12 protein-coding genes are annotated in these 15,853 nt (G+C 39.1%); 11 read left to right on the top strand and 1 reads right to left on the bottom strand.

What is annotated here, in order from left to right; translation table 11 throughout:
* Nucleotides 1-45: 45 nt before the first annotated feature.
* The 11 genes from DBR11_RS12055 to DBR11_RS12105 all read left to right on the top strand — a co-directional run bounded on the left by DBR11_RS12055 (nucleotide 46) and on the right by DBR11_RS12105 (nucleotide 14,259).
* Nucleotides 46-639 carry an RNA polymerase sigma factor gene (locus DBR11_RS12055; RefSeq protein WP_108552925.1) on the top strand — a complete coding sequence of 198 codons (594 nt, stop codon included), beginning with the start codon at nucleotides 46-48 and terminating at the stop codon, nucleotides 637-639.
* Nucleotides 640-703: 64 nt separating this feature from the next.
* Nucleotides 704-1,831, top strand: coding sequence for a FecR family protein (locus tag DBR11_RS12060; protein ID WP_108552926.1), 1,128 nt, complete (start codon nucleotides 704-706; stop codon nucleotides 1,829-1,831).
* 157 nt (nucleotides 1,832-1,988) lie between these two features.
* Complete coding sequence (locus DBR11_RS12065) at nucleotides 1,989-5,366, top strand: SusC/RagA family TonB-linked outer membrane protein (protein ID WP_108552927.1); 3,378 nt, start codon at nucleotides 1,989-1,991, stop codon at nucleotides 5,364-5,366.
* 10 nt (nucleotides 5,367-5,376) lie between these two features.
* The gene (locus DBR11_RS12070) at nucleotides 5,377-6,837 is read left to right on the top strand and encodes a RagB/SusD family nutrient uptake outer membrane protein (protein WP_158275273.1); all 1,461 of its coding nucleotides are present in this window, start codon (nucleotides 5,377-5,379) and stop codon (nucleotides 6,835-6,837) included.
* Between the two features lie 14 nt (nucleotides 6,838-6,851).
* Complete coding sequence (locus DBR11_RS12075; RefSeq protein WP_108552929.1) at nucleotides 6,852-7,625, top strand: DUF4843 domain-containing protein; 774 nt, start codon at nucleotides 6,852-6,854, stop codon at nucleotides 7,623-7,625.
* A 17-nt stretch (nucleotides 7,626-7,642) separates the two neighbouring features.
* Nucleotides 7,643-9,184, top strand: coding sequence for a PKD-like family lipoprotein (locus DBR11_RS12080; protein WP_108552930.1), 1,542 nt, complete (start codon nucleotides 7,643-7,645; stop codon nucleotides 9,182-9,184).
* A 38-nt stretch (nucleotides 9,185-9,222) separates the two neighbouring features.
* The gene (locus DBR11_RS12085) at nucleotides 9,223-10,605 is read left to right on the top strand and encodes a TlpA disulfide reductase family protein (RefSeq protein WP_108552931.1); all 1,383 of its coding nucleotides are present in this window, start codon (nucleotides 9,223-9,225) and stop codon (nucleotides 10,603-10,605) included.
* Nucleotides 10,605-11,771, top strand: coding sequence for a TlpA disulfide reductase family protein (locus DBR11_RS12090; RefSeq protein ID WP_108552932.1), 1,167 nt, complete (start codon nucleotides 10,605-10,607; stop codon nucleotides 11,769-11,771). The genes DBR11_RS12085 and DBR11_RS12090 overlap by 1 nt, the downstream gene beginning before the upstream one ends.
* Complete coding sequence (locus DBR11_RS12095) at nucleotides 11,761-12,963, top strand: aspartyl protease family protein (protein WP_108552933.1); 1,203 nt, start codon at nucleotides 11,761-11,763, stop codon at nucleotides 12,961-12,963. Before DBR11_RS12090 ends, DBR11_RS12095 begins: the two co-directional genes overlap by 11 nt.
* 73 nt (nucleotides 12,964-13,036) lie before the next feature.
* Complete coding sequence (locus tag DBR11_RS30620; protein ID WP_108552934.1) at nucleotides 13,037-13,312, top strand: helix-turn-helix domain-containing protein; 276 nt, start codon at nucleotides 13,037-13,039, stop codon at nucleotides 13,310-13,312.
* 182 nt (nucleotides 13,313-13,494) lie between these two features.
* Nucleotides 13,495-14,259 (top strand): methyltransferase domain-containing protein, encoded by a 765-nt coding sequence (locus DBR11_RS12105; RefSeq protein WP_108552935.1) that lies wholly within the window; start codon nucleotides 13,495-13,497, stop codon nucleotides 14,257-14,259.
* Here the strand turns inward: DBR11_RS12105 and DBR11_RS12110 are convergent.
* The gene (locus DBR11_RS12110; protein ID WP_108552936.1) at nucleotides 14,256-15,722 is read right to left on the bottom strand and encodes a PAS domain S-box protein; all 1,467 of its coding nucleotides are present in this window, start codon (nucleotides 15,720-15,722) and stop codon (nucleotides 14,256-14,258) included. The genes DBR11_RS12105 and DBR11_RS12110 overlap by 4 nt on opposite strands.
* Nucleotides 15,723-15,853 lie beyond the last annotated feature (131 nt).

Raw genomic sequence — 15,853 nt, forward strand, 5'->3', positions numbered from 1 at the left:
TTATAATTGTAGATAATAAAATGTTTTATGTAAAGTAAAAACCTTATGGCCCCCTACACTACACTTAGTGACGCCGATTTAACTGTTTTGCTAAAACAGCAGGACCAAAGGGCCTATACCGTTATTTACGAAAGGTATTGGGCGTTGTTGTTTCGTCATGCGGGCAGGATGCTTAAAGATGACGAACAAGCAGCAGATGTGATACAGGATTTATTTACTGTAATGTGGACAAATGCAGAAACGCTGGAAATTAATACCTCCCTGGCTTCGTACCTTTACACATCGCTTCGAAACCGGATATTGAAACTCATCAGGAGAGAAAAGGTACAAATCAATTATTTGGTCACACTTCCCGATTTTGAAAAAGAAGGCCATAATATTACGGATGAAATTCTGCGTGAAAAAGAACTTCAGATACAGATTGAAAGGGAAATTGAAATGCTTCCTCCAAAAATGAGGGAGATTTTCGAATTGAGCCGAAATGCACATATGAGTTATAAGCAAATTGCAGAGGAAATTAATATTGCTGAGGGAACAGTGAAAAAGCAAGTCTATAATGCATTGAAAATATTGCGGACAAGATTAGGAATGACGTTTTTTATGGGCATTATGAAATTAATATTATTTTTTTTTAAATAAATCTACCACTTCGTCTGTTTTAAGGGGTCATCTATTTAAACAGGCTAAAACTGCTTTATAAAAAATGACTGAACAAGAAGCAAAAGGACTGCTAAAGAAATATGAGAATGGCTTATCCAGCCCAGAAGAAAAAGCTTTTATTGAAAGCTGGTATTTGGATTTGTCCAGGCAAGCCGAGGATGTGAAGACAGAGCCAGATTATACATTCTGGAACCAAAGAATAAAGAGAAATCTCCCGGTTCAGGAACATAATGGAACCTGGAAATTATGGACAAGTATTGCTGCTGCTGTAGTCTTTATAGTTGCGGGTGCGAGTTTGTTTCTTTACACGACAGATTACTTCAACACCAATAGTGGCCAAAGTGATCTTAATTATGTTGAACATAAAATTAAGCCAGGAGGGAACAGGGCCTATCTGACATTGGCAAATGGTAAAAAGTTATCTCTTACTGATGCAGAAAATGGAGAACTTGCAAAAGAAGCAGATGTTGAGATTACAAAAACTTCAGATGGCCGGGTGGTTTATACGGTGAGTGGAAATTCCAAACAAGAAAGACCACTTATAAACACGATCGAGACACCAAAGGGAGGACAGTATCAGATCTATCTGCCTGATGGAACTAAGGTCTGGTTAAATTCAGCAACCAAGCTGAGCTATCCAACAAAATTTACCGGTGCTGAGCGTAAGGTAGAGCTTAAAGGAGAAGGGTATTTTGAAGTGGCTCATGATCAATCAAAGCCATTCAGAGTTGTTTCCAATGATCAAACCGTTGAAGTTTTAGGTACACATTTTAATGTTAATTCTTATTCTGACGAGGAAAGTATAAAAACTACATTGGTAGAAGGCCGGGTAAAAGTAAAGGCTGGAAATGGTAATTCAGTTGTTATTCTTCCTGGTGATCAGGCTGTTGTTGAAAAGGGCGAGATCAAAGTACTTAAGGTAAATACAGATGATGTGATTGCATGGATCAATAATACTTTTGTATTTAACCATGAAGAACTGGGCAGTATTATGAAAGAAATTTCCAGGTGGTATGATATAGAAGTTATCTGTTCTCCGGAAATCTCTAAAAGACCTTTTTCGGGCACTATTTCGAGACAAAAAGGAATACTTGAGGTGTTGGAAGTTATGAGTCTTACGCAGTCATTTCATTATAAAATTGAAGGAAGGAGGATATCTGTTATGCCATAATTTTACTATCTCTTAACAGTATATTCCTGAACATAAGAAGATCCAGAAGCGGTAGGACGCTCCTGGACCTGATACTCTTCTGAGTAAGTGTTTGGGTAATACTGAAAAATAAATCGACTTACTAAACATGATGTACTAAACCCAAACAAACAAATGTATGAATTTTTACAGGACATTTAGGCACTGTATTAAAAACAGTGCCTGTGCCAATATTTTATTGAAATTGAAACTGACCTTTATTATCTTGACCACGGTAATTCTGCAAGTTAGCGCAACCGGCTACGCTCAGATTACACTAAAAGAAAAAGGCGCTCCATTAGAACAAATCATACAAAAAATACGGAAACAGACTGGTTACGATCTATTTTATGATGCCAGTATCTTGTCCAGGGCCCGGCCCGTAACCATAAATGTAACGAATGCATCCCTTGAGGAAGCTCTCGAAAAGTGTTTTAAAGATCAGCCCTTTACTTACAGAGTGGCAAGAAAAACAATTGTAGTTCAATATGCCGCTTTAGAGCGTGTTGTGCTGGTACAAGCTGCAAAGACTATTGTAGGTAAAGTTATTGATGATCAGGGAAAACCAATTCCAGGAGCTTCTATCCGAATTAAAGATTCTAATGGAAGGCCAATCGCAACACGTTCTGATGGAAGTTTTATCATTGTAGTAGGATCAGAGAACGACATATTGATTGTATCCTATATTGGTTATAAAACTCAGGAGGTGAAACTAAAACCCAATCAAGGGCCTTTGCTGATCAGAATGGAGGTTGCGGAGAATAAAATGAACGAGGTGGTTATCAATACCGGTCTATTTAAAAAAGCGGATAAAAGTTTCACTGGTGCCTCTACAACGGTAACGCAAAAAGAATTGAAACAATTCGGTAACCGTAACCTGATTACTTCTTTGAGGAATATTGATCCCTCTTTTAATATTATTGAAAGTAATTCTTTTGGATCCAATCCAAACCGCTTGCCAGAGATTCAGATCAGAGGAGGCTCCAGTATGCCAAATGTAAATGATTTACAAAATAATACCAGAGTAGACCTGAATACACCTTTAATTATATTGGACGGTTTTCAGTCTTCACTTCAGGCGATGCTGGATATTAATGAAAATGATGTAGAATCTATTACTATGCTTAAAGATGCAGCTGCAACGGCCATCTATGGCTCCAGGGGTGCGAATGGTGTAATTGTAATCACCACCAGGTCGCCCAAGCCAGGCAAGCTGCGCTTAAGTTTTGGTTCTAATTTGAATATTGAAGCACCAGATCTGACGCAGTACAGTTTGCTGAATGCAAGAGATAAACTCAATTTGGAATATATTGCCGGCTATTATAATAATGCAAGAGCAGAAATAGATCTGCCATTGAAGAGGTATTATAATTACCTGCTCAATGAAGTAAACCGTGGTGTAGAAACCGACTGGCTCGCTATCCCGCTTCATACAGGTATTGGACAACGACATAACCTGCGCATAGAAGGAGGAGATGAGGCTTTTCGTTATTCTGCTTCCGGTCAGGTGAACAATATACAGGGCGTAATGAAAGGATCTTCCCGCAATACCTTTAACGGAGGGATTACATTATCCTATACCTATAAGAACATCAGGTTCAGAGATAACCTCCAGGTGCAGCAAGGTAAATCTACAGAATCTCCGTACGGGACTTTTTCAGATTACGCCAGAATGAACCCTTATTGGAGAGCGTATGATGATAAAGGAAATGTTTTAAAATTGGTTGGAGATCCAGGGAATCTGGATTGGACCAATTACTGGACGAATGGATTATCTACAAATCCTTTATACAATGCAACTTTAAATACTTTCGACAAATCTTCAACGTCAAATATCGTCAACAATGCATCGGTAGAGTGGAACATCCAGCCAGAACTGACTTTGCGAGCGCAGCTTGGTCTTACCAAGGGTATTGTTCAGTCGGATAAGTTCAGATCTGCAGACAATACTGCATTTGCCAACTACGGTGTCGATGATGTGTTTAGAAAGGGAGATTATGTGTACGGAGTTTCCAATAGCCTGGGATACGATGGCTCTTTGAACCTCGCTTATTCTAAAACATTTGGAAAAAACCATGTGGTATTTGCGGGGGTAGATTATAATGTCCGCCAGGACAAAAATTCTGCTTATAGTTTTACAGCAGAGGGTTTTCCGAATGATAGTTTTGATTTTATTTCTATGGGTTTACAGTACGCTAAAGACGGAAAACCAACGGGAACTGAGTCCTTGTCGCGTGCAGTGGGCATTACAAGTAATGTCAACTATATTTATGCTAATAAATATTTTATTGATGCGACACTCCGTCTGGATGGATCATCGCAATTTGGCTCTAAAAAGCGTTTTGCACCCTTCTGGTCTACAGGTTTAGGCTGGAATATCCATAATGAAAGTTTTTTGGCAGATAACAAGATTGTTAACCGTTTAAAGCTAAGAGGATCTGTAGGGATAACCGGTTCCCAGAACTTCAATGCTTACCAAGCCCTATCTACTTACAGCTATTATACAGATGATCGCTATTTTAATTGGATCGGTTCTCATCTTATGGGCTTAGGCAATGATAACCTGCAATGGCAGCAAACGATGAAATATGACGTTGGAACAGACGCGGAATTTTTAAACAGGCGTTTAAAAATTACAGCCGATTATTATATAGAAACATCTAACGACCTGGTTTCTTCTGTTAACCTGCCAGCTTCGAACGGTTTCTCATTTTATACAGATAATATTGGTAAGATGAGGAATAAAGGCTATGAATTGAAGGCAACAGGTTTCCTGATCGCAAATCCTCAAAAATTTACCTGGAGTATATCTGCAGCCTTAATGCACAATGTAAATAAGGTTTTGGAAACCTCACAGGCATTGAAGGATGCGCAGAAAACTGTCCAGAATGGAACCTCAACTCCTGGAGTACTGTATGTGGAGGGTTATTCCAGTAAAACCATTTGGGTAGTACCCTCTCTGGGTATAGATCCAAGTACAGGAAAGGAACTTTATCTGGGTACTGATGGTCAGCCAACCTATGTTTGGAGTGGAAATAATGTACAAGCAATGGGCAGCACCGAGCCCAAAGCCTATGGTAATTTTAGCACCATGATCAGATATAAGAACCTGTCTTTGAATGCGTCATTCCGTTATACCATGGGTAGTCAGCAATACAATCAAACACTGGTTGATAAGGTAGAGTCTGGAGATTATCACTATAATGTAGATTCACGTGTATACTATAACCGCTGGCAGCAGCCTGGAGATATTGCTGCATTTAAAGGCTTATTGGTTACCGGAGCAACTTATAAAACCTCCAGATTTGTACAGGACGAAAATACCCTGATCTGTCAGAACATTGACATTCAGTATGATCTGAAGTCTAAGCGTATGCTGAAAAAACTTGGGCTTGAGGCTCTGAATTTCACAGCTGATATTGCGGATCCCATGTACTTGTCCACTATCCGGAGAGAGCGGGGTACATCTTATCCATTTTCAAGACAATTTTCATTAAGTATTAATGCAACCTTCTAAATCTATAGAAATGAAAAGAATTAGTTTTATTATAGTGGGTATTCTTGGAATACTGGCCTTTACTTCTTGTAAGAAGTTCTTAACGGTTGTTCCAAAAACTGAAAAGCCACAGGATGTTATTTTTAGTGCGGAGGGTGGATTTAAGGATGCACTTACCGGAGTATATATTCAAATGAAAGACAATGGTGTATATGGTGGTGCCATGACACAAACCACTATCGAACAATTGATCTCCAGTTGGGACGTAACAGCAAATACCACAGAACAAAGGCTCGGTCTTTTCAACTACACCGATGCTGGTGTGGAAAATGCACTGGCCTCTATCTACGCAAAGGAGTACACCACAATTGCAGGCATAAATTCCATCCTGGGCCAAATTGATGTTCGCAAGAGTGTATTCAAAACACCGGGAATGTATGAAACGATCAAGGGGGAGTGTTTGGCTTTGCGCGCTTATTGCCATTTAGATATATTAAGGCTTTTTGGCCCCGTACCGACAGCACCCTCAAGCGGAAATGCCCTGCCATATGTTACCCAGTTAACTACAACCGCAAATCCAAGAATTTCATTTAATGACTTTCAAACCTTATTGTTGAAGGATTTAACCGATGCAGAAGCGCTGCTTAAGGATATAGATCCGGTTACTAAATACAGTTTAACCCAATTGAGGACGCCGGGAGTGTCTTCGGGCTTTAATCCATCGGATACCTATTTTGCATATCGTTATCTAAGGATGAACTATTATGCTATAAAAGCTTTAGAGGCAAGGGCCTATTTATGGTTTAACAACACTCAAAAGGCTTATGATTGTGCTAAACTGGTTATCGATGCTAAAAACGACGATGGAACCGTTAAATTCCGATTTGGGACCGCTGCTGATCTGACCGCTAAAAACTTTGTGTTAACACCTGAACACATTTTTGGTCTGTATGATTTTGATATGCTGAACAAATATACCACAAGGTACAGTGGGGGTGTTTTAAAGAAGGGTACATCTGCAACAACAATTACAAGTCAGCTTTATGGTACAACCGGAACGGATATTAGGGAAAGTGGTCTATGGGAATTAATTACACTTGCAAATGGAGCAAAATGTTATGTGACTAAGAAATACCAAACACTGGATAGTAAAACGATAACTATAGCAACAGATTTTAAGCAGATTCCAATGCTTAGAATTAGCGAGATGTATCTTATTGCTGCAGAAACAGCTCCATTTTCTGATGGGCAGAATTACTTTAAAACCTTCAGAACTTCTAGAAATATAGGGCAATTACCAATCCCAGCTGATCCAAATCAGCTTCAGGCAGAGATTTTAAAGGAATACAGAAAGGAATTTTATGCAGAAGGACAGGCTTTCTTTGCTTACAAACGATTAAATGCCCCCAAAACCAGTGTGCTATTTGCTCCTGCAGCAGCTACATTAAATTATTTGATCCCACTTCCTAAAACTGAGGTAATTACTCAATAATAAAGTAAAGAGAAATGAAAACGTTAAAATACGTACTGATTGTTATAGCGGTTATAGCCGTAGCATCATGTAAAAAAGACCAGTATTACTTGTTTAATGATACCGCGCGGATCCAGTTTGGGCCGGATGCTACCCGCATCTATACAGCTTCGTACAACCTGGCAGATACCTTAAAGCCATTCACCTTCTATTATGAGTTGCCGTCTGTAACCGAAGACACCGTGTTTTTTGATATTTATGCAATAGGGGGTGTATCTAAAACCGACCGGGGTTTTACTTTAAAACAAGAACAGGTTCCGAATGTAAGTAATGCGGTGGCCGGTACACATTATGTAGCTTTTACAGATCCAAGGGTAAGCAAATTCTATACTATAAAAGCGGGGACCGTACATACTTCAGTTCCGGTAATTGTATTGAGAGATCCGAGTCTGAAGACAAATACGGTTTTACTTAAGTTAAACGTAGTGTCTGATGGCAATTTTCAATTGGGAGAGAAGAGCAATTTATGGAGAAAGGTTCAGCTCACAGACCGTTTGAGTCAACCTGCATCCTGGAACGCCAGTTTTAGTCAATATTATTTTGGAAAATACAGTACTGTGAAGCATGCCTTTATGATTCAGGCTACAGGCCAGAAATGGGATGAAAGTTTTATTTCTGTGACGAGTGCAGATTATGCCTTGTTGCAATATTACATCGGTGTGGTCAAAACTGCACTGATTGATTACAATAAGAATAATCCTGGAAATCCCCTTAGAGATGAAAGTGGCGAACTGGTTGTTATACCTTAAAAAACGGAACGAATAATATGAAACATATATATGTATTAATAGGCTCAGGATTGCTTCTGCTGATGGCTTCCTGTGCAAAGGATAAAACCAATTTTGATTTGAAGCCCAAAGAACAGATTACGGTAACAGGCCTTGAGTCTTCTTATACGACCATATCACAAAAGGATCATCTGACCATTGATCCTACGGTGACTTCAACCGAGCCGGATGCTAATTTTGATTACTTATGGGGCATCTATGAAACTAATGTTCAGGGGGCTGCACCTATTTTAGATACTATAGGGAGAACAAAGAAGTTAGATTATTTGGTTCAGCAAGCTTCAAAGGGTTGGGTTCTGGTGTTTCGGGTAACCAATAAAAAAACAAAATATGCCCAGTATTTTACCTCGGCGATTAATGTGGTTACTCAATTTACCCGGGGTTGGTATGTGGCTAAAGATGATGGTAGTCAGGCTGATATGGATCTTTTTCTAACACCGGTATCTCTTGTCCCTGACAGCAAAGTGGAAAATGTATATAGTGTGGTTAATGGTGGCAAACTTAATGGGAAGGCGCAGTTACTTACTTATTTCACCAGTTATAAATCTACGGTTACAGGGGTGCTTTCTAATACGAAGGCGTTGTTTCTGACCACAGACAAAGATGTTTCTGCGATGAACATGAATACCTTAAAGCAGATCAGGAACATCAATACACTATTTTATCAGCCGCCGGCCACAGCAGCGCCAGATGCTGTATTCTTGGGCTCAAGTGCAAATTACCTGGTCAACGATGGGCAGTGTTACAGTATTTATGCGATGTCTGCCAATTCGGGCCAGTTCGGAGTACGCAAGATGAAAGATGACGCAAATACTCCTTATCATTTATCCCGGTATTTTCTAACAAGTACCAGTACAGATCCTTATTTCTTTGATGATATGAGCAGCTCTTTTTTGATGGGGACGGCAACTGGTGCTGTAATGACTGCTGTAACAGATGATGCTGTTACAGCTATGCCTGCACAAAATAACAATAAGAAAATGATCTACATGGGGTTCAAAACAACTACCTATGTAGCAAGTGAATATGCCTCTTATGTGAATGGTTATGCCATATTTCAGGATAAAGCTAATCCTTCATTAAAAATACTGTCACAGTTGAATCCAAATAAAACCAAAATGTCGATGGTCAATGATACTTTAAAAACCACCGATAAGATATTCAATGCAACGAATTATGCACTGTTAGACGGAGATGAAAACCTGATTTATTTTGTAACGGGTAACCAGGTATGGTCCAGAAATCTGAGCAATAAATTTGAACAATTGCAATTTACCGCGCCAGCGGGAGAGGTGATTACTTTTATCCGTCACAAAAAATACACAGAAACAGGTTACACCCATAATTATGTACTGATCGGAACGAAATTAGGTGACAGCTATAAGGTCAGGATGTTCATCAAATCATCCGGCAGTTTAGCTTCTTCCCCTGAAATTACTCTGGAAGGAAAGGGAATTGTAAGAGACGTGATGTATATGTCGCCCTCCGTAAGTGAATATACCTATAGCAATTCTTATTAACCGGAACACCAATAAAAACCACACATAAAAAAACAAACATGATTAAAAAATTATTTGGAGCAGTATTGATCCTCGGTATGGCTTCGTCTGCATTTGCGCAATTGCCCGTTGAGATTACCGGGTCGTTAAAAAAACAAAAAATGATTCCTGTAAAACTCTTTAAAGTTCAGGAGGGAAAACCAGTAGAGATTTCGACCTCAACACCAGGGGCAAATGGAAATTTTGGGTTTATATTTTATCCGGAATATGAAGGCTTATACGTGATTGGTACGGGAACCGTGGGTAGCCCCAACGATAATTATAAATTTTACTTTAAGGGAGGAGAAAAGCTCTCGTTATCTATCCTCGACTCAAGTTATGTACTGAATGGGAAATTAAATTCAAAAGAGAATGTTGTACTGACTCAATGGCATGATTTTACGAATCCTTTGGAACAAAAGGCCATCAATTTCATGAAAAACCAGAGTACCTTTGTTGACTTCTTTCCAAAACTGGAAGAAATTTCAGCGAAAACTAAAGGTTTTTTGGCCGGTAAAGCCACAGGTAATGCGAAATTTGATAGAAATATGAAGCAATATATGGCGTGGGATATGGCCAGTTACGCCACAAACTTTCTAAATACACCACGTTCCGCGCATCCCTCTGTTGAAGAGTACAGTCCGTATTACAGTACGCTTAAAGCAAAAGATTTTGCCGGAAGCGCAGCTTCAGTATACAGTAATCCCTGGGGAATCAGAACACTTTCAGGTCTGATCAGTGTGAATATGAGGCAAGAGAACATAAAGTATTCGAGGGGGATCGAAGGCGTAAAAAATAACCTTGTTTTTCTGCCAAATGATACCCTCAAAGGAGATTTTATTTTAGATCATGCTGCTGGCTATAAAAATTACTCAGATTACAAGGAACTTATCGATACCTATGGCAAATACGTAATTACGCCAAGTCAAAAAAAGAGAAATCTGGAAATCCTTGCTCCATTAGCGCAATTGAAACCGGGAGATGCTGCTTTTGCATTCTCTTATCCAGACAAAGACGGTAAAACCGTAACTATGGCCGATCTAAAAGGGAAAGTCGTTTTGGTAGATGTTTGGGCGACCTGGTGCGGACCTTGTAAAGCAGAGATTCCGCACCTTAAAAAACTCGAAGAAGAAATGAAAGGTACAGATGTGCAAGTGGTCAGTATCTCAGTTGATGAAGCCAAGGACAAAGACAAATGGCTTAAGATGATTAAAGATGATCAACTGGGCGGCCTGCAGCTATTTGCTACAGGATGGAGCGATATAGCGAAATATTATAAAATCAATGGAATCCCTCGTTTCATGGTATTCGATAAAGAGGGGAAAATCGTTACTATTGATTCTCCAAGGCCATCTGATCCTGCACTTAAGGTTTTGTTAGAGAAGACACTAGCCGGTAAATAATGAAGATTATAAAATTAATGTTCATGGCTATTGCTATGCTTTTTTTTAGTCTGGGGCTTAAAGCGCAAACTGACAGCCTTACCATTTCAGGTACTTTAACCGGACTTGAAAAAAATAAAGTGGTGATTTCATATACAGATGAGAACGGAAAGAACCAATACCTTTCTGCTCAGGGAGAGAACGATCGCTTTGTTGCTCATGTACCCGTTCAACATCAACCTGTTGCTGCCAGGTTATCTGTTTCATTACCTTACAATCCGTCTGCAGGACATGAAACGCCTCGACCACCTTTTAATTTCTTTATTTGGAATAAAGATTTGGTTATTCAAGGCAAGACCAGCACGATCATTTCTTTGAAGGTTAAGGGAGATACGGAGAATAACCTCTATAATGAACTTGTTCAGCAAACCGCCGGGGGAGCGCTCCGTTATCAGGAACTTCTTCAACAGATGATCAGCTCCAAGAGCAAATTGTCGGCCGTTGATTCTGCTGCGCAAAGTGAAGAGATCCATAAAATCTCGGCGGAGAATTATAAAAAACAAAAAGATTTTGTGCGCGAACATCCGGATGCATTTGCTTCTGTTTTTTTATTGAGCCGTATGGAGAACTTGTATAGTGCCGATCACTATGTAGAAGCCTGGAAGAATCTGGCACCAACTTATAAAAATACAATTCTGGGTCAGGGTGTCCAGAAATCCGTAGATAAGCTGACTCCAACCCTGGCAGGTAATCCGGTATTTGTTTTCGAAAGATTGGACAAAGACGGAAAGAAAGTAAGCACGGAACTGTTGAAAGGAAAAACGTATTTGCTTGATTTCTGGGGAAGCTGGTGTGGGCCTTGCCGGGCAAGTCACCCGCATTTAAAAGAATTGTATAGAAAATATAGTGGTAAGGGTTTTGAGATAGTGGCAATAGCCCAAGAAAGAGGTAAGACACTTGATGAATCGAAAGCCAGTTGGCTGAAAGCCATTAAAGATGATCAGATCAATTGGGTGCATATCTTAAATCAGGACGGAATAGAAAAGCAAAATATTGTTAAAATGTTCCATATCAGTGCTTTTCCAACTAAAATATTGATTGATTCAAATGGTAAGATCTTAGTGCGTGTTACGTCCAGCGCTACCGACGATATCGATAAAGCATTAGAAAGGATTTATGGGCTCTAGACAATATCTATATCTGGTTTTTCTGCTGATGCTGGGATTTGGGGTTTCTTATGGACAAACTGGTGTAAGTGGAAATATACCCTCAAAATTACTGGTTAAGGTTCCGTTTGAAACAGAACATGGCTCCGTTATCCTTAAAGTCAGGATCAATAACCAACCCAAAGTTTTGAGGTTATTGTTCGATACCGGTGCAGATGGAATGGCCATCAGTCAATCGCTGGCAGATTCAATTGGTTTAAAAATAACCAGGAAACAAAATGCTTCTGTGGTAGGTGGAAATATGGAAATCCAGGTTTCTGACGGAAATACTGTTTATTTAGATGATTTCGAGATTAAAAATCAAGGTATTGCTGTTTTTAAAGAAATGCACAAAGATTTGGATGGAATTATTGGAAATAGTATTGCCAGAAGGTACATCACCAGAGTTGACTACGATAGGAAAGAACTTTCTTTATACAATTTTGGTGATTATCAATATGAAAAGGAGGGGGCGTCCATACCTTTTACAATGCCTTCTGGTTTGTTCATTATCCCTGGATCCTTGAGTATAACCAATGAACCAGCGCATCCTGGTGAGTTCGTTTTTGATACTGGTGCCTCTTACAGTTTGATTTGTTTCAGACCCTTTGTAAAGAAGAATAAGCTGTTGGTTAGCGGATTTAAGGCAGAATACAATGGCAGTACCGCCAGTATGGGAATGACTACACCTACCTTTGGAGGCAGGGCAGCAACATTTTCTTTTTCCAATATGCCCGTTATAAAGAATATGCCCGTAACGCTGATGGCAGGTGGTGGGCAAAGCGAAAGCTGGAATCCGGGTTTTGATGGCTCTATCGGCGTGCGGTTGATCAGCCGCTATAATTTCACGATCAATATGCAGAAAAATGAAATCCATTTTTCACCCAATGAAACTTATCGTTATCCCTATGATTTTTCGATAGGAGGTTTTCTTTTTGGTTTTGATCTGGATGGGAGACTACTTGTGCAGGGTTTGACTGCTGCCGAAAATCCTAAAGTAAGTTTGAAAGCAGGAGCAAAGGTACTAAGTATAAATGGGCTTTCTGCTGAAGTGCTTTTAAAAGACTACAGGCAATTTAATAAGCTTATGGCTTTGCCTGCAGGTGCATCGTATGTTGTAGAATCTATTCAAAATGACAGGCCGTTTAAAGACACCATTATTAAACGAGAATAATTAACTCATCTCACCTCTTATTAACGATTGAAAATTGTTAATAAGAGGTTTTATTCGCTTCAAATTAACACTCATGAAAGGTAAGTCTGAAATAACATCTGTTAGCTTTGGAAACTACATCCGAAAGATTAGAATCGAAAGAAAGTATTCTCAATATTTTATGGCCCATGCTTTAGACATATCCCAGAATTCGTATTGCTTACTCGAAAATGGAAATACTAAAATTAATCTGGAACGTATTGTAGAACTGGCTTTAATCTTTGAAATTGATATCCACTTTTTTATACTCGATTATCTTAACGAATTTGATCGGCCAATTTCTAGAAATATAGTTTCCATAAATCACTGATTTGATAGGGAATATCTATTTTTTTAACCGTCTTCTGATGGTTAAAAAAATATCAGATAAAACAAAAATGGAGGTGCTTAGAAATCTGGATCTACATAAGATGTCATCAAATCCTATCCTAATATCATTTAAGTTGCGTAGGTTGTTAATAACAAACCGAGTACTTTATTGTTGTAGATGTTATGGCATGGAACCCAAACATCTATAATAAATTCAAAACAGAACGATTTGCTCCTTTTTATGATTTAGTTGCGCTTATTGACACCAAGCCCGATTTGAAGGTGATTGACCTGGGCTGCGGAACAGGAGAACTGACCCGAAAACTGGCCGATCAATTGCCAAACAGCCAGGTGCTGGGGATCGATTCTTCCAGCGAAATGCTCAGTCAGGCCGTGGCTTTTAGCAATGATCAGGTTACATTTGAACAAAGGGGCATTGAAGAACAAGTGAAATTAAACGAGAAATATGATCTCGTCTTTTCGAATGCTGCCATTCAATGGTCAGATACGCATAAAGAGCTGTTACCTGAAATCATTGGCATGCTCCGCCCGGGGGGACAGCTGGCCATTCAGATTCCAGATCAGACAGGTAATGTACTCAATCAAATTCTGGACGAGCTGGTGCAAGAAGAAACCTATAAGCGTGCACTAAACAATTGGAGACGGGTTTCTCCTGTATTAGATATAGATGAGTATGCACAAATACTTTTCGAGAATGGCAGTAAAAATATGACCATTTATAAAAAGATCTATCCATTGATCGTTTCGAACAAAGAAGAATTATACAATTGGATCTCCGGCACAGCATTGATTCCCTATCTGGAGCGTTTGGATGGAGAAATAAAGGAAAGCTTTATACAGGAATTTAAGGCCAGAATTGATAAGCGATTTACAAAAGTGTCTGTTATATATCCATTTAAAAGAATTCTAATGGAGGCAAGGTTTTAGTTATCAGTTTCCGGAAAATAGACCCTGAAGGTTGTGCCGTTGTCTACCTGGCTTTCTACGTCTATTCTTCCCCCTTGTGCTTCTACCTGATTTTTGGTAATGAATAACCCAATTCCTCTTGCATCTTTATTTTGGTGAAAAGTCTTATACATTCCGAACAAATCATGTTTATGACGTTTCAGATCAATGCCTATACCATTGTCTGCGATTTCCAGAACCGTTTCGCTTTGATCTGAATAGACTTTAATCCTGATTTCAGGAGTTCGGTTCGGAGAACGGTATTTGATGGCATTTGTTAAAATGTTCAACAGTATGCTATCCAGGTATGCCGGATTACAGAAGACAAAAAGATCTGGATGAACATCTAAAGAAAATGATGATTTCTGTTCTTCTGCAATAGCTTTAATGCTGAGTAGTACTTTTTTAATCTCTTGTTCCAGGTTTAACGCCTTTTTCTGTTGATGACTATTCAATTGTATTTTGACAACTTCATCCAGATTATCAATGGTTTCTGACAGATGATCTGCATTTTGAAGAAGCAAAGTAATGATCTCTTTCTTTTCCTCTTCATTGCTGGATTCCGCAAGTAATTTCAACATCATTTGGAAATTTGAAGAGTGTGACCTCAGATTGTGTGAAACAATATGGGCGAAATTTACCAGCCTGTTGTTCTGATCGTTGATGATCAGCATGGTCTTCTTTTGTTCCTGCTCGGCTTGCTTTCTGTCGGTAATATTCTTGATCTGAGAAACAAAATATAGCGGCGTCTCATCCTTCCAAACCAGGCTCACATTAAGCTGGACCCACACAATCTCTTTGGTTTTATGGATGTAACGTTTTTCCATAGAATATGAACTCATCTTTTTTTGGATCACTTTCTGCAGGTATTCCAAATCCAGATTTAAATCTTCAGGATGAGTCAGTTTCTGGAAACTCCTTCTTAATAATTCTTTTTCTGAATAGCCGAGCAATTCACATAAACTCTTATTCACCTTGATCCATTTTCCTTTGGGGGAAACCAGGGCCATACCAATGGGTGCAAAATCGAAGGCCTGATGAAATTTGTCCTGGTTGATCCTAAGACTTTCGATAAGCTCTTTTTGTTCTGTAATATCCTGAACTGTACCTACTAATTTATAACAAATGCCATTGGTGAATTCTGCCTGAGTATGAGATTCTATCCATTTTATAATCCCGGTAGTGGTTTTTATTTTATATTCACTACTCAGTGTCTCCTTGTCGGAAGTCAGTTCCTGTAGAAGTTGCTCAACGCGATTCAATCCAGGAGATTCTATGCGATAACTCATGGCCTCGTTCAAATCTGGTTGATGAAATTCATTAACGCCAAATATTTGTTTGGTCACAAGATCCCATGTAAGTTTCTGGCTGGGGAGATCGAGCTCCCATAGTCCGATTTCAGCAATTTTAGCAGCTTTTTTATACAGTTTGAGTTGGTGGTCCATTCAGGTCAGCACAAATTTGGAATGATGATTTGGTTAGTCCAAAGATAATAGAAAGGATGTAATTGTAATGTTACAGTTCGATGAAATGTTTAATATGTTTCAACTATTTTTATTGTGAACATGTTTATTAC

Source organism: Pedobacter sp. HMWF019 (assembly GCF_003061025.1).
In the GTDB taxonomy this organism is placed as follows: Bacteria; Bacteroidota; Bacteroidia; order Sphingobacteriales; family Sphingobacteriaceae; genus Pedobacter.